The sequence below is a fragment of the Photorhabdus viridis genome, from assembly GCF_040256935.1.
Classification (GTDB): Bacteria; Pseudomonadota; Gammaproteobacteria; order Enterobacterales; family Enterobacteriaceae; genus Photorhabdus; species Photorhabdus viridis.
Genome location: NZ_JBEJZY010000061.1, coordinates 1 through 25,228 on the forward strand (window position 1 = coordinate 1; position 25,228 = coordinate 25,228).

Genomic DNA, 25,228 nt, shown 5'->3' on the forward strand with positions numbered 1-25,228 from the left:
CTTAATAGCTTAATAGCTTAATAGCTTAATAGCTTAATAGCTTAATAGCTTAATAGCTTAATAGCTTAATAGCTTAATAGCTTAATAGCTTAATAGCTTAATAGCTTAATAAGACAATATATTTTAAAAAACGAACAGACTTTAATAATGTTTTCAACTGGAAATAAACTTTTCTATCAGACAGTTAAATAATCGATTGTGAAAAACATGAATAACAGAATCCGCAAATAAATGATTTAACTGAATACGAACTAGATTATTTCCGGCGTTATTATGTTGCATTTATCATGCAACACATTAAACACACCCATTTAAACTTGTTTTATACTATTTTATCCAACCCAATCACATTACCTTTCTATGGTATAAAAGTCATTCTTCTTTTTATACCGTTAATGTGATTTAACGCTTAAATATCCATTTAATCATTATAACCGTTCTTACTGATTAATCGTCGATAATTTTCACTATTGTTGATACAATAAATCGTTATTAAATTAATTTACCGTTCGATTTAAACAGATATAAGTGGATGGCGTTAAATTAAAATCATATTAAGATCCTATTTTAATAAATAAATGATTTTATTTTGACAACCAAAACCTTTTCAAAATCATATTCACTAAAATAGCCATTTTATTAAAAACAAGCTAAAAAGCTTTTATTTAAAGCGGTGTTTTGAACAATAAAATGAATAGAATCCCGCCCTGTTCAGTTAATGTAGTTAAATATTTCCATATAATCTCATATTTTCATTTAACTTTATCACCTTATTAATAAATTTAAAACCAATTCTTCCTAATGTTTTCTCTTCCAATGTCAATATAACATCAGATTTTTACCCAATTTAAAAATCCCTAATCAATTATTTTTACCTTTAATGATTAAAGTTTTCACCTGTTTTTTTCATGATGCGCTTGCCATTTTTTTCAGATTTTAAAACCACGCTGACAGACAAAACAATGGCTTTTCTCAACTGCTGTTTTATCATTTCTCAAATAAAGCGTATCTAATCTTACCTTACTTAAAACTCAGCAATGATAGTCGCAGCACTAAAGTCAGCAATCTGAGATACAGCGTAATGCTGTGTTTGTTAATCTCGTATGTTATCCTACAGTTATTCATTAACTCACACTGAATAATACCCATGTTTGCCAAGTTACTGCGTTCTGCTTTTTTGGGATTACTTGTCGCTGTCATTTTGCTGATTACCATTCCATCACTGCGCCCTAACGGGCTGGTATCTGCAATGTTCAGCAACAATAATGATGAAGTTCCATTCAGCTTTAATCACGGTGTCCGCAAGGCCGCACCCGCAGTGGTTAACGTCTATAGCAGCAACATGGGGAGTTTTTCTCATGAGGGCAGAGAAAACCATACCCTCGGTTCCGGCGTCATCATGAGTGATAAGGGTTTTATTCTCACTAATAAACACGTCATCAACAATGCAGGACAAATTATTGTCGCACTGCAAAATGGTTATTTTTATGAAGCCCTGGTCATCGGCTCTGACAGTTTAACGGATCTTGCAGTCCTGAAAATTGATGCCGAGAATCTGCCTGTCATTACTATCAATCCAAATAGAGTGGCCCATGTGGGGGATATCGTTCTGGCTATTGGTAACCCTTACAATTTAGGGCAAACTATTACCCAAGGGATTATTAGTGCTACCGGTCGCGTTGGATTAAGCCCTACCCGACGCCAAAATTTTCTCCAGACAGATGCTTCCATTAATCAAGGTAACTCTGGTGGTGCGTTAATTAATACCCTTGGTGAATTGGTAGGAATCAATACATTATCATTTGATAAAAGTGAAAACGGTGAAACACCAGAAGGATTGGGTTTTGCTATTCCTACTGAACTCGCCACAAAGATTATGCAGAAACTTATTCGTGACGGACGGGTTATCCGGGGCTTTATCGGCATAGCGTCACAAGAACTCCCACATATTCGCTCTTATAACGGCAATATTAATCAGATTCAGGGGCTACGGGTATTCCAAGTTACCTCAAATGGACCCGCCCAAACAGCCGGTATTAAGGTCGGTGATATCATTATCAGTGTAAATAACAAGCCTGCTATTTCTGCGGCTGAAACAATGGATCAAGTGGCTGAAATACGCCCCGGCAGCGTTGTTCCTGTGACTTTATTGCGTAATGGGAAAATGCTGTCACTGCAAGTGACGATTGCAGAATTTGATGAATATTAATTGCCCAGTAAAAATTTTTTAATCAAAGTCGTCATGATGGGTAGATCGTAATAGCACATAAATATTTTTTATCGGCTTGAGCCATGCACCCTGAGGATACACCTTACTTCTCCACCCATCATCAACCTAGTTTTTTTAAACTACATCGCTTCCTGTTTCCAAATAAAGAAACAAAATCACTTTTCCACTTATTTCAATCGTTCAATATCCGCACCAAGCCCGCGCAGTTTATCTTCGATATGTTCATAACCACGGTCAATATGATAGATACGGTCAACAACAGTCACCCCTTCCGCAACACAACCCGCCAGAACCAGACTCGCAGATGCACGTAAATCAGTCGCCATTACCTGAGCGCCAGACAACTTTTTGACGCCATGACAAAGCACTGTATTACTTTCAATTTCTGCATGAGCTCCCATACGAATTAATTCAGGGATATGCATGAAACGGTTTTCGAAAATAGTTTCGGTGATCATACCAACCCCTTCAGCAACCAAATTCAGTAAGCTGAACTGGGCTTGCATATCTGTCGGGAAACCGGGATGTGGAGCCGTACGTAATGTCACAGCTTTGGGCCGTTTGCCGTGCATATCAAGGCTTATCCAGTCTTTACCAATTTTAATATCAGCACCCGCCTCACGCAGTTTAGCCAATACTGCATCCAGTGTATCAGGTTGAGCATGACGGCAAACAACCTTACCACCGGATATCGCAGCCGCAATCAGGAATGTACCTGTCTCAATACGATCGGGTAATACCCGGTATACACCACCACCAAGACGCTCTACGCCTTCAATGATGATATGGTCAGTACCTGCACCTGTAATTTTTGCACCCAGCGTATTGAGAAAATTGGCGGTATCTTCAATTTCAGGTTCGCGTGCCGCATTCTCAATAACCGTCGTCCCTTCAGCCAGTGTTGCCGCAGTCATAATCGTGACTGTCGCCCCGACACTGACTTTATCCATCACAATGCAAGCTCCTTTCAGACGTCCATTAACGGAAGCTTTAACGTAGCCCTCTTCCAGAACAATGTCAGCCCCTAACTGTTCCAAGCCACTGATATGCAGATCAACCGGGCGTGCGCCGATAGCACAACCACCAGGTAAAGAAACTTGCCCCTGACCAAAACGCGCAACCAGCGGACCTAACGCCCAAATAGAGGCACGCATCGTTTTTACCAGATCGTAAGGCGCGCAATATTGACTCACACTGCCGGCATCCACAAAGACAGAACCATTACGCTCAATTTTGGTCCCAAGGCAATTCAATAACTTGATAGTGGTATCAATATCTTTCAGTTCTGGCACATTTTGCAATTCAACAGGCTCTTCAGCCAACAACGCGGCGAACAGGATTGGCAGTGCAGCATTTTTTGCCCCGGAAATAGAAACCTCACCCGACAGACGAGTTGGTCCCTTCACACGAAATTTATCCATCTGTGATAACTCTCTTTATATAATTTGCTGTTCGCGGCGAGGCAAACAACATTAAAAACCGTTGAGCTTACGATCCCGTTTCCAATCATCCGGTGTATAGGCTTTGATTGACAGGGCATGAATACGATTGTCAGCAATGTATTCCATCAAAGGCGCATAAACGGCTTGCTGCTGTTTTACCCGGCTCATGCCGGCAAACATTTCACCAACCACAATAACCTGGAAATGGCTGCCATCTCCGTTAACGATGACTTCATCCAGTGCTAATTTATCCATCAGCACTTGTTTAATCTCATTGGTATCCATAATTGCTCAATTCTGTAGTTAGAAATAATAGACCGTCGTCTATCCTAATAGAATCCGACTTACTCTTAAACAATGAAAACGCCCTTGTAACATTTTTGCTTACAAGGGCGCTGATTATACAGATAATTACGGAGGTTTCCGGCTAGCTATCAATGATAATTTCTTGCAGATCGTAAAGCGTAATCAAGGTGCCAAGCCGTTCACTGACGCCGGAAAAGAGCAGTTTAACCCCTTCCTTTCGCATATGATGTTTAAAACGGATTAAAAGAGCCAACCCGGTAGAATCCACATGCTCAAGCTGTGACACATTGACGCCGTTGATACCGGCCAGTAATTTTTCTTTTTGCTGCCAGAGAGGCAGCAAAGTGTCACGATCCAAAATACCTTTGAGGATCAATGTTTGCCCTGTTTTTTCCCAGCTCAGACTCTCATTCATGTTACCTTTTCTCTTCCAGCGTAATGGGCTGCCGGGCACTGATTTCAAGTTGCTTAGTCAAACCATCAATACCTTGCTGGCGTAAGATAGAAGCCCATTCACTCTGTTTAGTTGTAATCATACTGACGCCTTCAGCAATCATATCGTATGCCTGCCAATGACCCGTTTTGCTGTTTTTACGCCACTGAAAATCAAGGCGAACTGGCGGGCGACCATTCGAATCAATGATAGTGACACGAATCGCAACGATATTGTTGTCTCCCAATGGTTTTTCAGGATCAATCCGATAAGTTTGATCCTGATACATTGCCAGAGCCTGCCCATAAACCTGCTCAAGGTAAGCTTCAAATGCAGTAAAATAAGCCTCGCGTTGCGCCGGCGTCGAATCTTTATAATAGCTCCCCAGAACTAATGCCCCAGCATATTTAATATGTACATAGGGTAGTAATTCTTCTTTCACCACCTGGCGCAAATAATCTGGATTTTGACGAATCTGTGACTGACTATTCTTCAAACGAGTAAACGTCTTTTCTGCCGCATCCTGCATCAATTGGTAAGGGTTCGTCTGATCAACTGCGCTAGCTAATGGCGCAACCACCAACAGCGCCGCCATTAATAATCTCTTCAACATAATTGGTTCCTCTTAATGATATTCAATTGCGGGTTGGTGCTGGAGTATGTTTTGCTCCACTCTGAGAGCTATCCCCTCCCTTATACAAGAACTGACCAATCAGATCCTCAAGTACCAGCGCTGATTTGGTATCCTGCACGCGGTCCCCCTCTTTCAGGATACGGGTTCCCATATCTGGATCTTCAAACCCCATATTCAGGGCAATATATTGTTCACCCAATAGACCCGAAGTGCGGATGGAAAGAGAACTGGTATCAGGGATACGGTCATATTGCTTCATGATATCCAGCGCCGCCTGCGGTGTATAAGTTTTTTCATCAAGAGAGATAGTTGCAACACGACCAATCACCACACCACCAATTTTTACCGGTGAGCGCACTTTAAGACCGCCGATATTGTCAAAAGTTGCGTATAAACGGTAAGTCGGTTGGTTACCGACCGATTTAATATCTGCCACTTTCAGGCATAAAAAGACGATTGCAGCCAGTGCAATCAAAACAAAAAACCCAACCCAAACTTCAATTTTCTTGCTTTGCATTGACTTAATTCCCAAACATGAGTGCTGTCAGCACAAAATCCAAACCTAAAACGGCTAACGACGCATGAACCACCGTTCTGGTTGTTGCCCGGCTGATCCCTGCTGAGGTGGGGATCGCATCATAACCATTAAATAAAGCAATCCAGGTCACGGTAATGGCGAAAACAACGCTTTTAATAAAACAGTTAAGTAAATCTTTCTGCCACTCTATAGCAGACTGCATTGCAGACCAGAAGAAACCACTGTCGATCCCTTTCCAATCCACTCCAACCACTGCGCCACCCCAAATGCCTACAGCCACAAAAATCAAGGATAATAACGGCATACTGATAAGCCCGGCCCAGAAACGGGGTGCTATCACACGCCGTAATGGATCTACCGCCATCATTTCCAGACTGGAAATCTGTTCCGTGGCTTTCATCAAACCTATTTCGGCGGTTAACGCTGACCCTGCACGGCCGGCAAACAACAATGCAGTGACAACCGGCCCCAATTCACGCAACAGAGACAGCGCCACCATCATGCCAAGACTGGCTTCCGCGCTGTATGTTGTCAGTATCAGATACCCCTGTAAGCCGAGCACCATGCCAATAAATAATCCTGAAACCATGATAATCAACAATGACCGAACACCTACGCTGTAAAGCTGTTGTCGGAGTAATGGCCATTGTCTGGCAGGTTCTGGCTTGCCAATTACCGCGCTAAACAGCATAAAACCTGCACGGCCAAAAGAGGCGAATACCTCAATGGCCCGCCTGCCAAGTGCCGCTAGCGCCTGTGTTAACATCAACATTCCACTATCCTAATAACTCAGTTTTATAATCCCCTGCCGGGAAACGGAAAGGTACCGGCCCATCAGCAATGCCATCGAGAAATTGCCGTACCCGCTGATCAGAATTAGACTGCAACTGTTGAGCGGTACCCTCTGCAATAATCTGTTGTTCAGCCATAATATAAGCATAATCTGCAATGCTCAGAACTTCCGGCACATCGTGGGAAACAACCACACAGGTCACACCAAGCGCCTTATTCAGTTCATCAATGAGTTTCACCAAAACCCCCATCGTGATCGGGTCCTGACCAACAAAAGGCTCATCAAACATAATCAGATCAGGATCAAGTGCAATGGCGCGAGCCAGAGCAGCACGCCTTGCCATACCACCGGAAAGTTCAGAAGGCATCAAATTCGCGGCGCCACGTAACCCAACAGCCTCCAATTTCATCATTACAGTCGTCTGTATAATTTCTTCAGGCAGATTTGTATGTTCACGCAGCGGAAAAGCAACGTTCTCAAAAACATTCAGATCAGTGAATAATGCCCCGGACTGAAACAACATGCTCATCTTCTTACGAGCAGCATATAAACGAGAACGGGATAAAGCAGGAATATTATCGCCATCAAACCAGATCTCTCCCCGTTCAGGGCGCAACTGACCGCCAATCAACCGTAATAGTGTTGTTTTCCCTATCCCAGAAGGCCCCATAATTGCGGTGATTTTTCCTTTGGGCACCGCCAGATTAATATCAGCAAAAATCGGACGGTTACCACGGGTAAAATACATGCCACGGATCTCGATGAGATTTGCTGTTTGTTGACTCATTATTGATAGACCTTAACGGTTAATAAATTGGCTTTCTATTTGGTTCATATATTAATCGCATATACTACAAAAAAACTTGAGAATTTTCGCTACCAAAGTTGTGACAAATTTTACTTTTCCATCCTCCGCCGTCAGAATATACCCCATCTAACTAAACAAACAATTTTTGTTTAAAAAATCAACCAACGTTAATATTAAATTCGGAATATACCTTACAAGGGACGCTCCATGCTTCTGACCTTTTTACTCTTAATTACCGGGTTGATTTTACTGGTATATGGTTCCGATAGATTAGTATATGGTGCTGCAATTTTTGCCCGTACTCTGGGACTGCCTCCCTTTATTATTGGTACTACCATTGTTGGCATCGGAACGTCTCTGCCCGAATTAATGGTTTCAGTTACCGCCATGCTGGATAACCAACCTGATATGGCTGTTGGTAATGTTATTGGCTCCAACATTACCAATCTGCTGCTGATAACCGGCGCTGCTGCATTTATTCGCCCACTGGAAGTAAAATCAGAAATGCTGCGACAGGAACTGCCTTTAATGCTGCTGATCACCGCTTTCTGTGGTTATTTGATGAGTGATAACTATCTCAGCCGGATGGACGGGTTAGTATTACTGGCTTCTGCCATTGCGTATATATTACTGATGATAAAAATGGCTACTCTGCCACGCTGTGCCGAAGCTGATATTTACACACAAGAGCAGGTTTCTGAATTGCCGCTGGAAGGCAATAAACGCATTGCCCTGCTTTGGATACTCTTAGGGTTGATTATTTTACCTATGGCAACCCGCATGGTTATTGATAATGCAACGGTTATTGCCCGCATTTATGGTATTAGTGAATTAGTTATCGGTCTTACTGTGCTTGCAGTCGGCACCAGTCTGCCAGAATTAGCGACGTCTATTGCAGCCGCGTTCAAAGGGGAAGATGATATTGCATTCGGAAATATTATAGGTTCAAATATATTCAATATATCAATTGTTTTGGGTCTTCCCGCATTACTCTCGCCAGCAACCATTTCCCCGGAATCTTTCCACCGTGATTTTTGGGTGATGATGGTAGCCAGCACAATATTTGCTGCATTTTGTCTGGGTCGTAAACACCGGTTAAACCGATTTAAAGGTGTCCTGTTATTAAGCTGCTTTATCGCTTATTTTATCGTGCTGTTTATTTGCAATTACAATATTGAATAAACACAAATTAGTAGGAAAAAGAAATGCCTAAAATTGATTTCCAACAAGCGGGTAAGAAAGTTTTACAGATAGAACGTGATGGGTTGGCAGAACTTGAACAATATATTAATGAAGATTTTGCCCGCACCTGTGAACTGATGTTCAACTGTGAAGGTAAGGTTATTGTCATGGGGATGGGCAAATCCGGCCACATCGGGTGTAAAATTGCTGCAACTTTCGCCAGTACGGGTACCCCCTCCTTTTTTGTTCATCCGGGAGAAGCCAGCCACGGCGATCTCGGTATGGTTACACCTAAAGATATCATTTTGGCCATCTCAAACTCAGGTGAATCCAATGAAATTCTGTCATTGATCCCCGCATTGAAACGCCAAAAAATTCCGCTTATCTGCATGACCAACAATTACAACAGTAGTATGGGAAAAGCCGCAGACATTCACTTGTGTATCAAAGTCCCACAGGAAGCCTGTCCGTTAGGTTTAGCGCCAACAACCAGCACTACGGCGACATTGGTTATGGGTGATGCTTTAGCGGTTGCATTGCTTCAAGCGCGTGGTTTTACCGCTGAAGACTTCGCACTATCACATCCAGGCGGCACACTTGGGCGCAAACTTCTGCTGCTGGTCAGTGATTTAATGAATACAGGTGATGATATCCCAAGAGTGAATCGCGATGCCTCTTTACGTGAAGCTCTCGTCGAAATCACCCGCCAAAAACTGGGTATGACCGTCGTTTGCGATGAAAATATGTATATTGACGGTATTTTTACCGATGGTGACTTGCGGCGGGTGTTTGATATGGGAATTGATTTGTACAATGTCAAAATTTCAGCTGTTATGACAGCTGGCGGTATTCGTATCAAACCAAATGCCCTTGCCGTTGATGCATTGAACTTAATGCAGTCACGCCATATCACTTCCTTACTGGTTACCGAGGAAAATAAATTACTTGGTGTATTACATATGCATGACCTGCTACAAGCTGGCGTAGTTTAACCTGAGAGAACGTCTTAATGAGCCAATTAATTTATCTGGATACCTGTTATGGTCCAGTTAATAAAGACATTATTGAAAAAGCCGGTAGAATCCGTCTGCTGATTTGCGACGTTGATGGCGTGATGTCTGACGGCCTGATATATATGGGCAATAACGGCGAAGAATTGAAAACGTTTAACGTTCGTGATGGCTACGGGATTCGTTGCCTGATCACTTCAGGAATCGAAGTCGCTATTATTACCGGCCGTCGGGCAAAATTGCTGGAAGATCGAGCAAACACACTGGGCATTACACATCTTTACCAAGGACAAAGCGATAAGGTTTTGGCGTATAGAGAACTGTTAGATAAACTGGAGCTAACACCAGAACAGGTTGCTTACATCGGTGATGATCTGATTGACTGGCCGGTCATGGAACAAGTGGGCTTATCTGTCGCTGTGGCAGACGCGCATCCACTGCTATTACCAAAAGCACATTATGTCACCCAGATTGCTGGGGGTCGCGGTGCGGTAAGAGAACTTTGTGATTTGGTGCTTTTCGCTCAGAATAAACTGGAAGAGGCCAAAGGATTATCAATATAGTAGGTTGAAGCGAAACGAGAATGGATAAAATCAAATCCTGGCTGGCTATAATACTGACGTTAATCACCCTGGCGTTAATTGGTTGGAACTTATCTGATTCAGATGAGACTAACTCATCTTCTGATACAGATAATAGTCTGCCAACATACCAAAGCCAGGAAACCATAACCTTTGTTTATGATCCTACGGGTAAGCTGACATACAAACTGGTCGCTGATGACGTCCAGAATTATACTGAGTCAAAACTTACTTGGTTTACCAAGCCGGTATTAACAACATATGACTCAAATGCCATTGCTACATGGACAGTTCGTGCGAACAAAGCCAAACTGACCAACGACAGAATGCTCTATCTTTACGGAGATGTGCAGGTTGACAGCCTGACTGATACGACACAATTACAGCGTATGACCACAGAAAATGCTATCGTCAATCTGGTAACTCAGGATGTTTCATCCGACGATCAGGTCACACTGATTGGCGTAGGATTGAAGTCCGTCGGAATGAAAATGCGTGGCAATCTGCGGAACAAAACCGCTGAACTGATTGAAAAGGTTAACACCTACTATGAAATCCAACATGAACAACAGAATCCGTAATGCTCTTATTGCTAGTGCCATTTTTACAGTCAGCCTTCCCGCTCTGGCACTGAAAGATGACACCCAGAAGCCAATTTCTATTGATTCCGTTAAACAATCCCTTGACATGACCGGGAACACTGCCACATTTACAGAAAACGTGATCGTTAAACAGGGCTCTATTGATATCCACGCTGACAAAGTTGTTGTGACCCGCCCGGATGGCGATTCTAAAAAAATGGTTGTTGAGGCATTTGGTAATCCGGTCACTTTCTATCAGTTACAGGACAGCGGTAAACCAATCAAAGGCCGCGGCGCCAAAATGCGTTACGAAATGGATAAGGAGCTGGTTACACTGACTGGCAACGCCTATCTGGAACAGTTAGACAGCAATATAAAAGGCGACCGTATCACTTACCTAGTCCCAACCCAGCAAATGGAAGCGTTCAGTGACAAAGGTAAACGAGTGACAACTGTTTTGTTACCTTCTCAGTTACAAGAAGAAAGCCCTGCGGTTAACAACAAGAGTAAATAACGAGATATGGCAATACTAAACGCAGAAAACCTGGCAAAAGCTTACAAAGGCCGTAAAGTCGTTGAAAATGTCAGCTTAAACGTGAACTCCGGTGAAATTGTTGGCCTGCTTGGTCCTAACGGCGCAGGGAAAACCACGACTTTTTATATGGTCGTAGGCATTGTTTCACGGGATACCGGGACAATTACCATTGATGGCGAAGATATCAGCCTGCTGCCACTTCACGAACGGGCGCGCCGTGGTATTGGCTACTTGCCTCAGGAAGCTTCTATTTTCCGCCGTCTGAGCGTATTCGACAATCTGATGGCCGTATTGGAGATCCGTCAGGATCTGACTCAGAAACAACGGAAAGAACGGGCCGAAGAGCTGATGGAGGAATTCCATATCAGCCACCTACGGGACAATTTGGGTCAATCACTTTCCGGTGGTGAGCGTCGCCGCGTAGAGATTGCCCGCGCGCTGGCAGCCAATCCTAAATTTATTTTGCTGGATGAACCTTTCGCCGGCGTAGATCCAATCTCAGTAATCGATATCAAAAAAATTATTCAGCATTTGAGAGATTACGGGCTAGGCGTCCTGATCACAGACCATAACGTCCGTGAAACATTGGATGTCTGTGAGCGTGCTTATATTGTCAGCCAAGGGCAGCTGATTGCTCACGGCACACCGAATGATATCCTCAATAATGAACAGGTGAAGCGCGTTTATTTAGGCGAAGGTTTCCGGCTCTAATTCAGCCAGGAGAATTAATTTAACGCTATGAAGCAAAGTTTGCAACTCAGGCTCAGTCAGCAACTGGCTATGACACCACAGCTCCAACAAGCCATTCGTTTGTTGCAACTTTCTACGCTTGAACTTCAACAGGAAATACAGCAAGCGTTAGAAATGAACCCTTTGCTTGAGCAGGATGAAGATCATCAAGAAATCAGTAATCAGGAATCTCCCGACAACGAAACTGACGTTATGGATACGCTTGATGCCCTGCAACAAAAGGATATGCCAGATGAGTTGCCACTGGATGCCAGCTGGGATGAAATTTATACAGCTGGTACACCTTCCGGTACACGTAATGACTATAGTGATGACGACCTGCCTCTTTACCAAGGTGAAACAGCCCAAACCCTGCAAGACTATTTGATGTGGCAGGCAGGGCTGACCCCTTTCACGGAAACAGATGCAGCAATTGCTACATCAATCATTGATGCTGTAGATGATACAGGCTACCTTACTGTACCACTGGAGGATATCCTTGCTAGCATTGGCGACGATCAACTGACTCTGACAGAAGTGGAAACCGTGCTCAAACAGGTACAACATTTTGATCCTATCGGTGTCGCTGCCCGTGACCTGAAAGATTGTCTACTGATCCAGCTATCAATGTTTCCACCAGAAACACCTTATCTGAAAGAGGCGAAACTGATCGTCTGCGAACATCTGGAGCTACTGGGTAATCGGGATTTCCGCAATTTAATCCGTTTAAGTCGCTTGAAAGAAGATACACTGAAAGAAGTGATTGATTTAATTCAGTCACTTGAGCCAAGGCCTGGCTTGGCGGTAAACACAGGTGAATCAGAGTATGTCATCCCTGATGTGCTGGTTCGAAAAGAGAGTGAACACTGGCAAGTAGAATTGAATACAGATAGTATTCCGCGTTTACACATTAATCAGCATTATGCGGAGTTTGGGCAACATACACACAATGAAAGTGACAGCCAGTTTATCCGCAATAACCTACAGGAAGCTAAATGGCTTATCAAAAGCCTGGAAAGCCGAAATGACACTCTGCTGAAAGTTACACGCTGCATTGTAGAACAGCAACAGGAATTTTTTGAGCATGGCGAAGAATATATGAAGCCCATGGTTTTGGCAGATATTGCCTTCCAGGTCGATATGCATGAATCTACCATTTCCAGGGTGACTACCCAAAAATTCCTGCACAGCCCACGTGGCATTTTTGAATTGAAGTATTTTTTCTCCAGCCATGTTAATACAGAAAGTGGAGGCGAAGCCTCTTCAACTGCAATACGGGCTTTGGTGAAAAAACTGGTAGCAGCGGAGAACTCCGCCAAACCATTAAGTGACAGCAAACTGACGAGTATGCTAGCCGATCAAGGCATTATGGTTGCCCGACGGACTGTCGCAAAATATCGAGAGTCGTTATCCATTCCGCCATCAAACCAACGTAAACGTCTGGTTTGAAATGAACAGAGAAGGAAGACAATATGCAACTCAAAATAACCGGCCACAATATTGAAATTACTGATGCATTACGCGACATTATCACTGCAAAATGCAGCAAGCTGGATCAATATTTCGACAGGATCAACCTGACTCAGGTAATCCTCCGTGTGGAAAAGGTACAACAAATCGCCGAAGCCACGGTACATATTAACGGAGGCGAGTTGCACGCATCCTCAGAACATGAAGATATGTATGCAGCAATTGATGGACTGGTCGATAAACTGGCTCGTCAATTAACCAAACATAAAGATAAACTGAGACAACATTAACAGTTATTTAACAATAGCTGTAGTAAAAACAGCGGAGTTTTGCTGTAAAACAGTGCACAAATACCGGATGCCACAGCTAATCTATGGCATCCGGTATCAATTAAGCACCTAAGCGAATAGAAAAATGAATAACCAAGCAGATTTACTACTAAGCTCTGTACTTTCCCTCGAATGTACGCGTAATAACGTACATTGTTCGAGCAAAAAACGGGCTTTAGAGATTATCAGTGAGCTGGCATCTAAACGGCTTAAACTACCCGAGAATATCGTATTCGAAGCAATATTGACCAGAGAAAAAGTAGGCACTACTGGAATTGGCAGTGGTATTGCTATCCCTCACGGTAAACTGGATGAAGAAAGCTCAGATCAAGCTGTTGGCGTTTTCCTCAATCTGGAACACCCTATTGCTTTCGATGCCATTGATAATCAGCCAGTCGATTTGCTGTTTGCTTTACTGGTTCCAAACGATCAATGCCAGACACACTTACACACATTGTCATTAATTGCTAAACGCCTTGCAGACAAAAATCTCTGTCGCCGTTTAAGATCGGCACAAAGTGATGAAGAACTTTACGCAATTATCACTGAATAGCTGTTGCAATGAATGGAGAGCAACAGATAACAGTGGCTCATAATAATAACCACTGAGAAATTAAGGGGAGTCGCCTCATGGTGCTGATGATAGTCAGTGGCCGTTCCGGTTCGGGTAAATCCGTTGCCTTGCGCGCACTGGAAGATATGGGTTTTTATTGTGTAGACAACTTGCCGGTAGTGTTGCTGCCGGAATTAGCCAATACGCTGGCTGACCGCGATATTTCCGCTGCTGTCAGTATTGATGTAAGAAACATGCCGGAATCCCCCGAAGTTTTCGAAGAAGCCCTGACTAAACTACCAACCAGTTTCTCACCGCAATTACTGTTTCTTGATGCTGACCGTAATACGCTAATCCGCCGTTACAGCGATACCCGCCGTCTCCATCCACTATCAAGCAAAAACCTTTCTCTGGAAAGCGCGATTGATCAAGAAAGCGATCTGCTGGAGCCACTTCGTTCAAGGGCAGATCTGATTATTGACACTTCCGAAATGTCAGTCCATGAATTGGCAGAGATGCTGAGGACCCGTCTGCTGGGCAAACGGGAACGTGAGCTGACCATGGTGTTTGAATCCTTCGGCTTCAAACATGGCATTCCAATTGATGCCGACTATGTTTTTGATGTACGTTTCCTGCCAAACCCACACTGGGATCCAAAGCTACGGCCAATGACCGGTCTTGATCGTCCCGTAGCCGCTTTTCTCGACCGTCATACGGAAGTGCATAACTTCATCTATCAGACCCGCAGTTATCTTGAACTTTGGCTGCCCATGCTTGAAACCAATAACCGCAGTTATCTGACCGTGGCGATTGGCTGCACCGGCGGTAAACACCGTTCTGTTTATGTGGCAGAGCAGCTGGCTGACTATTTCCGCTCCCGTGGCAAAAACGTACAGTCACGCCACCGTACTCTCGAAAAGCGGAAATAATGACTGTCAAACAGAAACTTGAAATCAAAAACCGGCTGGGAATGCACGCCCGGCCAGCAATGAAGCTGTATGATCTGGTACAGCTCTTTGAGTCTCATGTTGTCTTGCGCAATGATAGCCATGTTGAAGCTGAAGCCAGCAGCGTGATTGCCATGCTGATGCTGGATTCAGAAAAAGGCAGCTATATTGAAGTTGAAGCCAGTGGTCCAGATGAAGAGCAGGCTCTTGCCGCTATCATTAATCTATTTGATGCAGGATTTGACGAAGAATAACACCACCCACTCCTCGGCTTATCATGTTCTTAACTGCTTTCATTAGCAGCACAAAACAGTTCGTGATCATGATCTCTTTCTTTTCCAGTAAGAACAGCCTACTATCAGGTTAATCATTTTAAATAACACCCCCCTCCTCACGGTGCGGGGTGTTATTTTGTGTTGGATTCCATTTGGAGTGTGGTATGACTAAACCAGCAATTATCATCAACGAATTAGACGCAGAACGTTTAGATTCCCTGTTGGAACAGCCAGCGTTTGCAGATACTAGTATCGCTGACGCTTTGAATGAGGAGCTGGATCGTGCAGAGATTGTACCTCCAGCAGAAATTCCATCCGATGTTGTGACTATGAATAGCCGGGTTCGTTTCCTTGATCTGACAAGCAGTGAAGAGCGAGTGCGCACTCTGGTTTACCCTGCGTCACTACAAGACAGTTCAGACCAGCTTTCTGTTATGGCTCCTCTGGGAGCGGCATTATTGGGCCTTCGTATTGGCGACGAAATCAGTTGGAAATTGCCAAACGGCGAAGAAACCCGGGTCAAAGTATTAGAATTACTTTACCAACCAGAAGCTGCCGGTGAATATCACAGATAAAACCCTATTAAATCAATACAAAAAACCACTATCGCACAAGTGGTTTTTTGTCTTTGATAACCAAATGGCGACAAAATGGCGACAGGAATTTTATATCTTCAATTACTTTTCAACTAACCACTATACATTATGAGGTAATTATAATGTTCGAAAATAATAACAATCTGTCAATTCTTAAAGAAATAAGAGACACTTAAATATTCATTGGCTCTGATATAGATGAATCAGTAAATCAATATTTTCAAGGAGGTTGGATAATACTTTCTGCTACAAGTGGTACAAATCCAGATAACTATCCTATTCACTCAGTTTTATTAGGTTTCATTCCTTAACAACTAATTTCAGCTCTATGTGTTCAGTAAGGCCGCGTCCTACTTGAATTCTTAAAGATCAGTTCGGCTTCTGGTCATGATCCTTTCTCCCACTCCACCAGTATTGGCGCGGTTTGGCAGTTTGCCTTGTAGGATTTTAAAACTGAAAAAATTTTTTGATCCAAAGCGTGCAGGCGGGTGCGGTGTAGTGCCGTTTTCGCCATAAGTTCATTTATTTCGTCATAAGCGCAGCAAGACAAACCGTCACCAAGGTGTTTATTTGATTCTTAAGTCAGATAATACAATCGGTTAAAGTAGCACTGCCATCGGCAAAATCCGATGGTCAGGGGGTCGCAGCCTTGAATGAGTAACCCACTGGTAAGGTTGTTTTCTTACCAGTGTGCCTGCTATCGCTTCTATGGTGGTTCAGGCAGGGGAGGCTATGCCTCGCCGGAATGGTTACTCTCCGGTACTGCGAACCCTGTTTGAACCGCCACCACCAAAGAGGGAAGCAGGAATATGAAAAAAGACTGGCATACCGCCGATATTATCGCTGCGATACGTAAGAAGAATAAAACGCTGGCATCATTATCCAGAGAGCACGGTTTAAACTCTTCAACATTAGCAAATGCTTTAACGCGCCCCTGGCCTAAAGGGGAATTACTGATTGCTCAGGAAATTGGTGTCACCCCTGCTGAAATATGGCCCAGTCGGTATTTTGACGAAAATAAGCAGCCTATCAAACGAACCGTCCGAAATGATTTACCAAACAATTCCGATATCACATAAGTTATTTCTATATCCGAAAAAGTAACGACAACTTTTAAACCACTCATCTAATATAACACGCTGAATTATCAGTTTTTTATTACACTTATTGCCCATTCTTTTAATATCAGAATTGTATTCATAGCCCTATGAAGATGTAAAACAGCCCGCATATTTTGCGGGCGAGATAATTAATCAATAATGTGTTTCAGACTATCAAAACACAAACCCGTAGCGCTGATTGATACCACATTATTGACCTGGTACGTATTGGTTTGATTGATAACAGTGCTGTATGCATCTGGTCGCAGTTTATCAGGATATAAAAAAGGCCACGTATTAACGCAGCCTGTTAATTAATGGTGATTTTCATTCAATGGACAAAGTTAACTGATGTCCGATAGCCGATGCGACCTTACCCACCGTATCAATTTTAGTTGAGTGCCGTAAATCAAAGATACGGGTCACTTCCTGCTTTTTCACCCCCATACGGTTGGCTAATTCAATTTGCGTTAACTTGGAATCAAGAAACGCATTGAGCATAAGCACCTTAGAGGCCACGCTTAAGGGCACATCAACATAATCCTGCCCTACGGGGCCAGGAAGCGGGATTTTTTCATTATCTTCGAAGTAAAATTCAAAAGCGGTTATTAGCGCATCGAGTGCCATCTCCAGCGCCTCTTCCCGTGTATCCCCCTGGGTTAAAGCTTCGGGGATATCCGGGAATGAGACGAAATAACCGCCCTCTTCTACTGGCTCTAGTGTGACTGGATATCGCATATTTTTAATGATGAACCTGTGCGAGAACCCGCCCCTTGCGAGGCGGGTTTTTATCACAATCCTAATTGCTTAATGATTGCTTTCCTCAGCGGCTCTTTGATCTCTTGGCCAGGGTGTCTCGGCATAATGCTTCGTTTCCCCTGGTATCTCAGTTTCAGATGGTTTGTCCCATTTGAAACTTCGACGCCTTGAGCTTCCAGCCACCGTCTAAACTCGCTTTGCTTCACCACTCCTCCATTCTGTTGAACACACAAACACAGTAAACATTTATGCTTACCATGTCAACAATTTTGTTTACCACATAGAAAAGGTAAAAATAAACCTTACCGAAGAGAGGCCAATCAATCTAGCCAATCACAGGAGAATACTTCTGTTTCAGCCCATCCGATTTATAGCCCGTGTTCCTTATCGCGCTGGCGTTCTCCGGCGCACCTGTGTTGTGGTGCGTATGGGCAGCAGTCTGTTCCGCCAGTGCTTTAACCACATCCAACGTCTCTAACATCAAGGTCATGACATTGATTTGCTGGCTGCCCACCCAAACCACGGGCGCGATGATTTCTTGCCTGGCACCGGCGATGCTCTGCTTAAGCAGACCAATCTTCTCTATCAGCTTTTGCCCGACTTCAATATTGGCCTCTTTCCCTATACTGGCAACGAAATTTGATGAGGTCGCCATACTATAGTCACCGTCTGTAATTTGCTGGACGGCACCCGCCAATAGCGTAGACGTGCCCAAAACCGTGATTTTATCCGTGGCCTGTATCGTGGTTTCCCGTGCGACTACGTTACGTGTTTCCGTGTCTGCCCTGACTTCACGGTGCATGGACGATTCATTAATGGTCTGGTCAGTCTGACGAATCCAGTTCCCTTCCTGAGTTACCCTCTGCGAAACTTCCGCCCGCTGTTGCTGCAATTGTTCGCCTGGCTTGATATCGGGCAAGGTATTGCCCTGGCTTAATGTCTGACGGATAAAGGGCTTATCCGGCCTGCCTGCCTCAAAGGCGATTTCAACCACCGTTCCGACTGGCGGATATTGAAACATACCGGATTCACTGCCCGCCATCGGCAAAGGCAGCGGGACAGCATGATAAACAGGAACCGCGGCATCCTGACCATCATCAGCCAATAATTGTACATCAACCGCATAGCGTGGCCGGAATGGATCGGAGATATCGCCGCTGACCGTATTTTCAGGGTGTGCCTCAATGCGGGCAAATTTGGGTAAATGCAGCCCTGCCGATAATTCGGGGTAGGCGGCATCAATCTGACGCTGCATTGGTGTTTTGGTCTGCGACTGACCGGTCAGTTTGTTGACGGCTTCCCATGTAATGACCATGTTTTCATTGTTCAGATTGACCTTGTTCAACCGGTGCTGGTTGATCACCACGCCTGGGCGCAACGATGGGATCATGGGAATAGTCATCGCATTGCCCGCGGACTGACGCTGGCTAAATGCATTCGGAATATCGACCGGTTTCCCCGCAAACATCGAATGCGCCCCTCTGCCCACATAAACCGAACCATCCGGCAACTGATGCCAGAGATAATCCTCAATCGAAAAAACCTGCCCAAGACGCAGGCATTAGAATGCAATCTTGATGAAATGGTAATACCCGCTAAAGTTAATAATCTAATCGTATTATTAACCGTCCTCTTAAACTCGGCCACACGGGTATGGTTGAAATGGCCTCCCAAAACAACAGCACTTGCCAGCTTCCCCACTTCTGCCGTTGCACCTAACAAATAATTCGACATGTTGGAATCACAAATCTCATTTACCGGCACTGATGGTTTGCATTGCAATTGCTCCAGTAATCCATCCAAAATAGATGCGTCTTGCGTTGCATCGGTTAACTTCATTAAGTCAACACAAGTCAGTATGTGAGGCTGTTCAGAATTTAGCTTGTTACGCAGCATTTGCGGGTTTATTCCGATAGCTTCCGCAATCTGAGCTAAATTGCCCCTATGAGTGTTAGCGAATGCTTGGCAAGCATGATCAAAGTGTGCTTGTTTGGAAACTTGATAATCAAACATTGCTGTTTTTCTCCAAAAGCGAAATTCTTTACTCGTATTGAGTGTTAAGTAAAATTTAGACACTAGTTGCGTTTAATGCTTCAACTGCCAGAGCCATCATATTGATAAGAACTTTACCGCGTTTTTTATCAATGGATTTTTCACGAACGGGTAAGCGACCATCTCTAATCATGTCTCGGGCAGTCGATATAGACATGGCATGACGGCGGCAATATTCTTCAATTGGAAGGAATGGTTCAGTGACAGTGATTGTAAAGATAGATCTCATGGGGCAAAATCCTCTTTTAGCTTTAGTCTTATTAATATTCGTTTATATTCGTCTATATTCACTTAAGGACAAAAATCAAGAGGGTTTTTAGCTTGAATCTACAAATAGATTTAACCAAAGGCGGCGGCAAGGTGGCGGCAGAGAACTTAAAACCTCAGCGTTCATCAGCACTTGCCGTTTCATAATTCATTGATAAATATGTATTTAATTGATTTTCTTATGGTATTCACAGGATTAGAATTACTTTACCAACCAGAAGCTGCCGGTGAGCTCCACCGTTAATTCAGCCAGCCCATTTCAACAGGGCTGGCCACTGTAACCGAATCTGAGTATCTCTTATTGACCAGCGATACTCATTTCCGGCAGTAATACTGAACCACATTGGATATTACTGCGAGTTTCAATATCATTCCCAATAGTGACCATATTGGCCCACATATCTTTCAGATTACCCGCAATAGTAATCTCGCTGACAGGATACTGAATCTCACCATTTTCTACCCAGAAACCGGCCGCACCACGAGAATAGTCACCGGTTACTGCACTGACTCCCTGTCCCATCAATTCAGTAACCACTAATCCCGTTCCCATCTGACGCAGTAAACCAGCAAAATCCTCACCTTGTCCTGCAATGCACCAGTTATGGATCCCACCAGCATGGCCTGTACTTACCATTCCCAATTTACGGGCAGAATAATTTGTCAGAAGCCAGGTCTGTAATACGCCATCTTTAATAATATCCCTGTTACTGGTGCACACACCTTCGCTATCAAACGGAGAAGATGCCAGCCCTGCCAGCAAATGTGGACGCTCTTCAATCGTCAGCCATGATGGCAGTATTTGTTTACCCAGATGATCAAGCAGGAAAGAAGATTTACGGTAAATACTGCTACCACTAATAGCACCAACCAAATGACCGAAAAGACCCGTTGCAACTTCCGCAGCAAACAGCACAGGCGCTCTCATAGTCGGTAATTTACGTGGAGATAAACGGGATAACACACGGCGGGCACACTCATGCCCAACCCACTCCGGCGATTTTAAATCTTCAATACGACGACTAATGGTATACGCATAATCCCGTTCCATATCGCCATTAAATTCAGCAATCACACAACTCGACATCGAATGACGGCTAGAGCAATAGCTTTGCAACATACCGTGACTGTTGCCAAACACCCGGATACCATAATGGCTGTTAAAACTACCGCCCTCAGTATTGGTAATACGTTTATCTACCTGTAATGCCGTTTGTTCCGCGCGGGCAGCCAGTTCAATTGCTTTATCAGTATCCAATTCTGTTGGGTGGAACAAATCAAGATCCGGCGCATCAAACGCCAGTAACTCTTTATCCGCCGGACCGGCACAGGGATCCTGAGAAGTATAACGGGCAATATCGATCGCAGCCTGAACAGTACGGGCAATAGCATCCGGACTTAAATCTGTTGATGATGCACTCCCTTTACGTTGCTGATGGTATACGGTAATCCCTAGCGCACCATCACTATTAAATTCTACATTTTCTATTTCACCAAAGCGGGTACTGACACCAATACCCGTTGTTTTATTAACAGCAACTTCTGCAGCATCACAACCCGCTGTTGCCAATTCTAATGCCTGTGAAACTGCATTTTCCAGTTGCTTGCGTTGTTCCGCGATTTGATCAGTGATTTTCATTAATTACCCGTAATTTGATGAATAAAGGGAAAATCTGTCAGAAAAACAGAACCATTTTATCCACAAAAGTAATGCCGAGTGGTAATCAGGCGTTTTTCCCAGTTACAATACCCAATATTAGGATGTTAACACCCACTGGGCTACAGGTCATGCTCCAAAAATCAACCTGTCAGATCCGGCCTTTTTAAAAGGAAAACCACCATGGCAAAGCAGCCTGAAGATTGGCTCAATGATTATCCTACTGAAGAGGAAGAAGAAGAGATCATTTGGGTCAGTAAAAGCGAAATTAAACGTGATGCAGAGGCATTGAAAAAGCTGGGTGCAGAATTGGTTGATCTCAGCAAAAATGCGCTTGAACGCATTCCGTTGGATGAGGACCTGCTGGCAGCCATTGAACTTGCACAGAAGATAAAAAGAGAAGGGCGCCGTCGCCAGTTACAATTAATTGGTAAAATGTTGCGTGCCCGGGATGTTGAACCCATTACCACTGCAATTGATAAACTGAAAAATCGTCACAATCAGCAAATCGTTCTGTTCCATAAGTTGGAGGAATTACGTGATAAATTGATTGATGGCAATGATGATGTTATTGATGAAGTGGTAGAATTATTCCCACAAACCGATCGCCAGCAATTGCGCACGCTGATCCGCAATGCTAAAAAAGAAAAGGCGGCTAATAAGCCACCTAAATCTTATCGTCAGATTTTCCAGTATCTTAAAGATATGGCCGAATCAGCATGACTGCTCCCCACCGTAAACAGCAAGGCTTCCCACTTCTCAGGCCGCAACCGTCGATATGACGGATTTACGCTAGCCTCCGTGGGCAGAAACGACGAGTCCCGCCGCTTGTAATTCTGTTGTGCCCTTGCTCTGGATGTTGATCGCCGCATTGATATCGCGGTCATGTTCGACACCACAGAAAGGGCATTGCCAGATCCGCTTATGCAGCGGCATTTCCGGCACTTTGTGACCACAGCAATGGCAAGTTTTCGAGCTGGCGAACCACTGATCCAGTTTGACCAAGTGGACGCCCGCCGCTGCGGCTTTGTATTCCAGTTTCATGATGAAGCCATTCCAGCCGGCATCCCCGATAGCGAATGTGGTGATTCTTCATCATGTTTGCCGATTTCAGCGTCTCAACAATGACCGCCTGGTTTTCGTCAACCATTGTCCGAGAGAGTTTGTGTTGAAAATCGGCGCGGGCATGGGCTATCACGGGTGATAACGCCCGGCTTTTCCGGCGCATCCTTACCATCGACACAAAGGATAGCGGCGAAATATTTTCCCGTGGCTGTTCGGGTATGAATCATAATACAACTCATTTTCCTCATTGACCCGATTCAATCGCCTGTCAGGGGGTTATTTCCGCTTCTCTTGCATTGACAGGCCCGCTCTCCAGAGATAAAAACAACAAAGCATCGCAACCAGCAAGGCTATCTTCTTGATATTTTGGGTAGTTGCCGCCAAAAGACACTGGATTTGCACTTTCTGCAACCCGCGGAAACGGGCATAACGGTGTCCGTGATGTTGCTTCGCATCCGCAAAACTGCGCTCTATTGTCTACTTTCGTCGTTTATAAACCTTTTTACCCCATTCCGTTAGCCGGTTTTCTCTGGCCTGCTCTTTACTGGCCTCCCAGATGGCGGGTTATCGTTTTTCCGCCTTTCGCGTGCGTGCAGGCATCACGCTATGGGCAACACTGGCAGATAGCCGCCGGGGCCTGATAATGCCGGTATCCCTGACGGTCGGTTGTGGTATAAATCAATTTTTCTCCCTGCGGGCAGACATAACAATCCTGCAATTTGTCATAGGTAAATAGTTCAGTAACATCATCTTAAGCAACATAACGGGATCGATAGTCGGTCGGCCATTATTATGACAATACAAAGGCGCGACTAATTCGCGGATGAATTCGAAATCAATAGCGGCATCGATTTTACGGACCAGATGATTTTTAGGCACCAGCTCGTCAAACGAGAGCGTTTCTGGCGGGAAAGTCTGAGGAGGAGGTGCTCTTAACATAGTGGCAAGCTCCGTTTGGTGAACGGAACTTAATTAAAACAAAGTGCCGGATAAAAAACCAGCACTTTGTCAATAATCTGAGGCAGATATTTTATCCGTCTCAGGTTGTTGACCAACCCATTTAAAAACATCCCTAAATACATAAGCAGAATGCCACACACCGGCTGGATTGGGGATGTAATACCATTAAGAAACGGAAAGTACTTTTGTTGATGTAAAAAAGAGTATTTCCATCCTTATCGCCACTTCCTGGCATTTAATACATTGCATTCCCCATTATCAGGATTAAACAACTCGATATTGATCGCATTTCATACTATTCATTCAGGCAGACAATTAATCACTCATTAGAATAGTTTTCTTATGTTACTATCAAATTATCAATATTTTCTATGGAAAGATGACCGTTTTATCACCGAAGCCAGATTAACTTAAGAAAAGAGAAAGTACGATGGATCAACGCAGCACCCCGGTGGTCAGGGCCACGAGTTATCTTTTAATTTACCTGACCGCCGTTTATCCCCTTCATCCGGCTATAGCTGCCGGAATAACGCCGGATAATCACCAAACGCAGGTACAACATCAGGGTAATGTCCCGGTGGTGAATATCGCCACACCGAATAACGCGGGAATATCTCACAACACCTATCAAGAATTTAACGTTGCCACTCAGGGCGCCGTGCTTAATAACGCCACTCAAGCAGCCCAATCACGACTGGCCGGGCAACTTAACGCCAACCCTAATCTGAAAGGCAACGCGGCGGAACTGATTATCAATGAAGTCACCGGCAACGGGCGCTCTGAGCTGCAAGGCCAGTTGGAAATTGTCGGCAATAAAGCCAACGTAATGATTGCCAACCCCAACGGTATTACCTGTGATGGTTGTGGTTTTATCAATACTGCCGGCGCCACCCTAACCACAGGGAAACCCCAGTTTGACAAACAGGGTGCGCTGGACGCGTTGGAAGTTAAACAAGGTCTGATTACCATTGGCGGCAAAGGCTTGGATGGCAAGGCGACGGATTATGTCGATATCCTCAGCCGGGCGACGGAATTAAACGGCAAGATTCAGGCCAACACACTCTCTCTGATCTGTCTTTCCTACACAAATATTTTAACCCGCCCCCTCGTTATTGAACTTTTACCTCATAGATTGATCCCAATAAAAAACACGACTTGAGGTAATCTTTATGTTTTCAACCTGCGCCGAACAATGGGCAAATGACACGTTTCAACACGCGGAATTAGGTGATAAACGCCGTACCAACCGCCTGGTGAAAGTGGCCTGTTCGTTGGCTAACCATAGAGGACAATCGCTCGTGCAATCTCTTGACTCTCCTGCCGATGTTGAAGCGGCCTACCGACTGACCCGAAATTCCGCCATTGCGCCTCAGGCCATCGCCGAAGCCGGATTTAC

At 44.3% G+C, this 25,228-nt stretch carries 29 protein-coding genes and 5 pseudogenes; 18 read left to right on the forward strand and 16 right to left on the reverse strand.

What is annotated here, in order from left to right:
* The first annotated feature begins 1,147 nt into the window (after positions 1-1,147).
* Positions 1,148-2,209 (forward strand): outer membrane-stress sensor serine endopeptidase DegS, encoded by a 1,062-nt coding sequence (gene degS, locus ABR397_RS20215; RefSeq protein ID WP_350307291.1) that lies wholly within the window; start codon positions 1,148-1,150, stop codon positions 2,207-2,209.
* A gap of 188 nt (positions 2,210-2,397) precedes the next feature.
* Here degS and murA read toward each other — a convergent pair whose 3' ends face one another.
* From murA to mlaF, 7 genes are all read right to left on the reverse strand, one after another.
* Entirely contained in the window at positions 2,398-3,651 is a 1,254-nt protein-coding gene (gene murA, locus ABR397_RS20220) for a UDP-N-acetylglucosamine 1-carboxyvinyltransferase (protein ID WP_350307292.1), read from the reverse strand.
* Positions 3,652-3,702: 51 nt separating this feature from the next.
* A complete protein-coding gene (gene ibaG / locus ABR397_RS20225) occupies positions 3,703-3,957 on the reverse strand; it encodes a BolA family iron metabolism protein IbaG (RefSeq protein WP_011148158.1) in 255 nt (84 codons plus the stop codon).
* Between the two features lie 142 nt (positions 3,958-4,099).
* Positions 4,100-4,393: a lipid asymmetry maintenance protein MlaB gene (gene mlaB, locus ABR397_RS20230; protein WP_350307293.1), complete on the reverse strand. Its 294-nt coding sequence runs from the start codon at positions 4,391-4,393 to the stop codon at positions 4,100-4,102.
* A gap of 1 nt (position 4,394) precedes the next feature.
* Positions 4,395-5,024 (reverse strand): phospholipid-binding protein MlaC, encoded by a 630-nt coding sequence (mlaC, locus tag ABR397_RS20235; protein ID WP_350307294.1) that lies wholly within the window; start codon positions 5,022-5,024, stop codon positions 4,395-4,397.
* A gap of 22 nt (positions 5,025-5,046) precedes the next feature.
* Positions 5,047-5,562 (reverse strand): outer membrane lipid asymmetry maintenance protein MlaD, encoded by a 516-nt coding sequence (mlaD, locus tag ABR397_RS20240; protein WP_350307295.1) that lies wholly within the window; start codon positions 5,560-5,562, stop codon positions 5,047-5,049.
* Positions 5,563-5,566: 4 nt separating this feature from the next.
* Positions 5,567-6,349, reverse strand: a complete 783-nt coding sequence (gene mlaE / locus ABR397_RS20245) for a lipid asymmetry maintenance ABC transporter permease subunit MlaE (RefSeq protein ID WP_350307312.1) — start codon at positions 6,347-6,349, stop codon at positions 5,567-5,569.
* Positions 6,350-6,359: 10 nt separating this feature from the next.
* Positions 6,360-7,163, reverse strand: a complete 804-nt coding sequence (gene mlaF, locus ABR397_RS20250; RefSeq protein ID WP_350307296.1) for a phospholipid ABC transporter ATP-binding protein MlaF — start codon at positions 7,161-7,163, stop codon at positions 6,360-6,362.
* 228 nt (positions 7,164-7,391) lie between these two features.
* On the opposite strand from mlaF, the gene ABR397_RS20255 reads away from it, so the two are divergent.
* From ABR397_RS20255 to ABR397_RS20320, 14 genes are all read left to right on the forward strand, one after another.
* A complete protein-coding gene (locus tag ABR397_RS20255; RefSeq protein ID WP_350307297.1) occupies positions 7,392-8,366 on the forward strand; it encodes a calcium/sodium antiporter in 975 nt (324 codons plus the stop codon).
* Between the two features lie 23 nt (positions 8,367-8,389).
* A complete protein-coding gene (gene kdsD / locus ABR397_RS20260) occupies positions 8,390-9,358 on the forward strand; it encodes an arabinose-5-phosphate isomerase KdsD (RefSeq protein ID WP_350307298.1) in 969 nt (322 codons plus the stop codon).
* A gap of 17 nt (positions 9,359-9,375) precedes the next feature.
* On the forward strand, positions 9,376-9,939 hold the full coding sequence (gene kdsC / locus ABR397_RS20265) for a 3-deoxy-manno-octulosonate-8-phosphatase KdsC (RefSeq protein WP_350307299.1): 564 nt from the start codon (positions 9,376-9,378) through the stop codon (positions 9,937-9,939).
* A 20-nt stretch (positions 9,940-9,959) separates the two neighbouring features.
* On the forward strand, positions 9,960-10,538 hold the full coding sequence (lptC, locus tag ABR397_RS20270) for an LPS export ABC transporter periplasmic protein LptC (RefSeq protein ID WP_350307300.1): 579 nt from the start codon (positions 9,960-9,962) through the stop codon (positions 10,536-10,538).
* Positions 10,519-11,052 (forward strand): lipopolysaccharide ABC transporter substrate-binding protein LptA, encoded by a 534-nt coding sequence (gene lptA / locus ABR397_RS20275; RefSeq protein ID WP_350307301.1) that lies wholly within the window; start codon positions 10,519-10,521, stop codon positions 11,050-11,052. The genes lptC and lptA overlap by 20 nt, the downstream gene beginning before the upstream one ends.
* 6 nt (positions 11,053-11,058) lie before the next feature.
* Positions 11,059-11,784: an LPS export ABC transporter ATP-binding protein gene (lptB, locus tag ABR397_RS20280; protein ID WP_350307302.1), complete on the forward strand. Its 726-nt coding sequence runs from the start codon at positions 11,059-11,061 to the stop codon at positions 11,782-11,784.
* A 27-nt stretch (positions 11,785-11,811) separates the two neighbouring features.
* A complete protein-coding gene (rpoN, locus tag ABR397_RS20285; protein WP_350307303.1) occupies positions 11,812-13,251 on the forward strand; it encodes an RNA polymerase factor sigma-54 in 1,440 nt (479 codons plus the stop codon).
* Positions 13,252-13,274: 23 nt separating this feature from the next.
* The gene (hpf, locus tag ABR397_RS20290) at positions 13,275-13,562 is read left to right on the forward strand and encodes a ribosome hibernation promoting factor (protein WP_015835763.1); all 288 of its coding nucleotides are present in this window, start codon (positions 13,275-13,277) and stop codon (positions 13,560-13,562) included.
* A gap of 124 nt (positions 13,563-13,686) precedes the next feature.
* Complete coding sequence (gene ptsN, locus ABR397_RS20295; RefSeq protein WP_350307304.1) at positions 13,687-14,154, forward strand: PTS IIA-like nitrogen regulatory protein PtsN; 468 nt, start codon at positions 13,687-13,689, stop codon at positions 14,152-14,154.
* Between the two features lie 77 nt (positions 14,155-14,231).
* Positions 14,232-15,083 carry an RNase adapter RapZ gene (gene rapZ, locus ABR397_RS20300; RefSeq protein ID WP_350307305.1) on the forward strand — a complete coding sequence of 284 codons (852 nt, stop codon included), beginning with the start codon at positions 14,232-14,234 and terminating at the stop codon, positions 15,081-15,083.
* Positions 15,083-15,355 (forward strand): PTS phosphocarrier protein NPr, encoded by a 273-nt coding sequence (npr, locus tag ABR397_RS20305; protein ID WP_350307306.1) that lies wholly within the window; start codon positions 15,083-15,085, stop codon positions 15,353-15,355. Before rapZ ends, npr begins: the two co-directional genes overlap by 1 nt.
* Before the next feature lie 185 nt (positions 15,356-15,540).
* Positions 15,541-15,951, forward strand: a complete 411-nt coding sequence (gene rnk, locus ABR397_RS20310) for a nucleoside diphosphate kinase regulator (RefSeq protein WP_036842109.1) — start codon at positions 15,541-15,543, stop codon at positions 15,949-15,951.
* Between the two features lie 674 nt (positions 15,952-16,625).
* The gene (locus ABR397_RS20315; protein ID WP_323837047.1) at positions 16,626-16,751 is read left to right on the forward strand and encodes a hypothetical protein; all 126 of its coding nucleotides are present in this window, start codon (positions 16,626-16,628) and stop codon (positions 16,749-16,751) included.
* A 30-nt stretch (positions 16,752-16,781) separates the two neighbouring features.
* On the forward strand, positions 16,782-17,051 hold the full coding sequence (locus tag ABR397_RS20320) for a helix-turn-helix domain-containing protein (RefSeq protein ID WP_350307307.1): 270 nt from the start codon (positions 16,782-16,784) through the stop codon (positions 17,049-17,051).
* A 348-nt stretch (positions 17,052-17,399) separates the two neighbouring features.
* On the opposite strand, the gene ABR397_RS20325 is transcribed toward ABR397_RS20320, so the two are convergent.
* From ABR397_RS20325 to pmbA, 6 genes and pseudogenes are all read right to left on the reverse strand, one after another.
* Entirely contained in the window at positions 17,400-17,810 is a 411-nt protein-coding gene (locus ABR397_RS20325) for a type II toxin-antitoxin system HicB family antitoxin (RefSeq protein WP_036808644.1), read from the reverse strand.
* 53 nt (positions 17,811-17,863) lie between these two features.
* A complete protein-coding gene (locus ABR397_RS20330; protein WP_350305395.1) occupies positions 17,864-18,037 on the reverse strand; it encodes a type II toxin-antitoxin system HicA family toxin in 174 nt (57 codons plus the stop codon).
* A 119-nt stretch (positions 18,038-18,156) separates the two neighbouring features.
* Positions 18,157-19,383 (reverse strand): annotated as a pseudogene (locus ABR397_RS20335) (hypothetical protein); the annotation flags it as partial.
* 32 nt (positions 19,384-19,415) lie between these two features.
* Positions 19,416-19,844, reverse strand: a pseudogene (locus ABR397_RS20340) (phage regulatory CII family protein); the annotation flags it as partial.
* Positions 19,845-19,899: 55 nt separating this feature from the next.
* Positions 19,900-20,112 carry a regulator gene (locus ABR397_RS20345; RefSeq protein WP_350307308.1) on the reverse strand — a complete coding sequence of 71 codons (213 nt, stop codon included), beginning with the start codon at positions 20,110-20,112 and terminating at the stop codon, positions 19,900-19,902.
* A gap of 336 nt (positions 20,113-20,448) precedes the next feature.
* Positions 20,449-21,789, reverse strand: a complete 1,341-nt coding sequence (pmbA, locus tag ABR397_RS20350) for a metalloprotease PmbA (protein ID WP_350307309.1) — start codon at positions 21,787-21,789, stop codon at positions 20,449-20,451.
* Positions 21,790-21,990: 201 nt separating this feature from the next.
* Between pmbA and yjgA the strand changes: the two genes are divergently transcribed.
* Positions 21,991-22,530, forward strand: a complete 540-nt coding sequence (gene yjgA / locus ABR397_RS20355) for a ribosome biogenesis factor YjgA (protein WP_350307310.1) — start codon at positions 21,991-21,993, stop codon at positions 22,528-22,530.
* A gap of 69 nt (positions 22,531-22,599) precedes the next feature.
* Here the strand turns inward: yjgA and ABR397_RS20360 are convergent.
* From ABR397_RS20360 to ABR397_RS25070, 3 genes and pseudogenes are all read right to left on the reverse strand, one after another.
* Positions 22,600-22,999: pseudogene (locus ABR397_RS20360) on the reverse strand (RNA-guided endonuclease InsQ/TnpB family protein); the annotation flags it as partial.
* A gap of 149 nt (positions 23,000-23,148) precedes the next feature.
* Positions 23,149-23,605: pseudogene (locus tag ABR397_RS20365) on the reverse strand (transposase); the annotation flags it as partial.
* The gene (locus ABR397_RS25070; protein ID WP_407072892.1) at positions 23,551-23,811 is read right to left on the reverse strand and encodes a hypothetical protein; all 261 of its coding nucleotides are present in this window, start codon (positions 23,809-23,811) and stop codon (positions 23,551-23,553) included. The gene ABR397_RS25070 and the pseudogene ABR397_RS20365, both read right to left, overlap by 55 nt.
* 451 nt (positions 23,812-24,262) lie before the next feature.
* On the opposite strand from ABR397_RS25070, the pseudogene ABR397_RS20370 reads away from it, so the two are divergent.
* Positions 24,263-24,901: pseudogene (locus ABR397_RS20370) on the forward strand (filamentous hemagglutinin N-terminal domain-containing protein); the annotation flags it as partial.
* Positions 24,902-25,001: 100 nt separating this feature from the next.
* The coding region (locus ABR397_RS20375; RefSeq protein WP_350307311.1) for an IS4/Tn5 family transposase DNA-binding protein at positions 25,002-25,228 on the forward strand (227 nt) is incomplete at its 3' end.

Excerpts from the sequence above, each read along its gene's own strand:
- degS (WP_350307291.1), top strand. The coding sequence starts at position 1,148 with ATGTTTGCCAAGTTACTGCGTTCTGCTTTTTTGGGATTACTTGTCGCT.
- murA (WP_350307292.1), bottom strand. The coding sequence starts at position 3,651 with ATGGATAAATTTCGTGTGAAGGGACCAACTCGTCTGTCGGGTGAGGTT.
- ibaG (WP_011148158.1), bottom strand. The coding sequence starts at position 3,957 with ATGGATACCAATGAGATTAAACAAGTGCTGATGGATAAATTAGCACTG.
- mlaB (WP_350307293.1), bottom strand. The coding sequence starts at position 4,393 with ATGAATGAGAGTCTGAGCTGGGAAAAAACAGGGCAAACATTGATCCTC.
- mlaC (WP_350307294.1), bottom strand. The coding sequence starts at position 5,024 with ATGTTGAAGAGATTATTAATGGCGGCGCTGTTGGTGGTTGCGCCATTA.
- mlaD (WP_350307295.1), bottom strand. The coding sequence starts at position 5,562 with ATGCAAAGCAAGAAAATTGAAGTTTGGGTTGGGTTTTTTGTTTTGATT.
- mlaE (WP_350307312.1), bottom strand. The coding sequence starts at position 6,349 with ATGTTAACACAGGCGCTAGCGGCACTTGGCAGGCGGGCCATTGAGGTA.
- mlaF (WP_350307296.1), bottom strand. The coding sequence starts at position 7,163 with ATGAGTCAACAAACAGCAAATCTCATCGAGATCCGTGGCATGTATTTT.
- ABR397_RS20255 (WP_350307297.1), top strand. The coding sequence starts at position 7,392 with ATGCTTCTGACCTTTTTACTCTTAATTACCGGGTTGATTTTACTGGTA.
- kdsD (WP_350307298.1), top strand. The coding sequence starts at position 8,390 with ATGCCTAAAATTGATTTCCAACAAGCGGGTAAGAAAGTTTTACAGATA.
- kdsC (WP_350307299.1), top strand. The coding sequence starts at position 9,376 with ATGAGCCAATTAATTTATCTGGATACCTGTTATGGTCCAGTTAATAAA.
- lptC (WP_350307300.1), top strand. The coding sequence starts at position 9,960 with ATGGATAAAATCAAATCCTGGCTGGCTATAATACTGACGTTAATCACC.
- lptA (WP_350307301.1), top strand. The coding sequence starts at position 10,519 with ATGAACAACAGAATCCGTAATGCTCTTATTGCTAGTGCCATTTTTACA.
- lptB (WP_350307302.1), top strand. The coding sequence starts at position 11,059 with ATGGCAATACTAAACGCAGAAAACCTGGCAAAAGCTTACAAAGGCCGT.
- rpoN (WP_350307303.1), top strand. The coding sequence starts at position 11,812 with ATGAAGCAAAGTTTGCAACTCAGGCTCAGTCAGCAACTGGCTATGACA.
- hpf (WP_015835763.1), top strand. The coding sequence starts at position 13,275 with ATGCAACTCAAAATAACCGGCCACAATATTGAAATTACTGATGCATTA.
- ptsN (WP_350307304.1), top strand. The coding sequence starts at position 13,687 with ATGAATAACCAAGCAGATTTACTACTAAGCTCTGTACTTTCCCTCGAA.
- rapZ (WP_350307305.1), top strand. The coding sequence starts at position 14,232 with ATGGTGCTGATGATAGTCAGTGGCCGTTCCGGTTCGGGTAAATCCGTT.
- npr (WP_350307306.1), top strand. The coding sequence starts at position 15,083 with ATGACTGTCAAACAGAAACTTGAAATCAAAAACCGGCTGGGAATGCAC.
- rnk (WP_036842109.1), top strand. The coding sequence starts at position 15,541 with ATGACTAAACCAGCAATTATCATCAACGAATTAGACGCAGAACGTTTA.
- ABR397_RS20315 (WP_323837047.1), top strand. The coding sequence starts at position 16,626 with ATGAGTAACCCACTGGTAAGGTTGTTTTCTTACCAGTGTGCCTGCTAT.
- ABR397_RS20320 (WP_350307307.1), top strand. The coding sequence starts at position 16,782 with ATGAAAAAAGACTGGCATACCGCCGATATTATCGCTGCGATACGTAAG.
- ABR397_RS20325 (WP_036808644.1), bottom strand. The coding sequence starts at position 17,810 with ATGCGATATCCAGTCACACTAGAGCCAGTAGAAGAGGGCGGTTATTTC.
- ABR397_RS20345 (WP_350307308.1), bottom strand. The coding sequence starts at position 20,112 with ATGAGATCTATCTTTACAATCACTGTCACTGAACCATTCCTTCCAATT.
- pmbA (WP_350307309.1), bottom strand. The coding sequence starts at position 21,789 with ATGAAAATCACTGATCAAATCGCGGAACAACGCAAGCAACTGGAAAAT.
- yjgA (WP_350307310.1), top strand. The coding sequence starts at position 21,991 with ATGGCAAAGCAGCCTGAAGATTGGCTCAATGATTATCCTACTGAAGAG.
- ABR397_RS25070 (WP_407072892.1), bottom strand. The coding sequence starts at position 23,811 with ATGTTAAGAGCACCTCCTCCTCAGACTTTCCCGCCAGAAACGCTCTCG.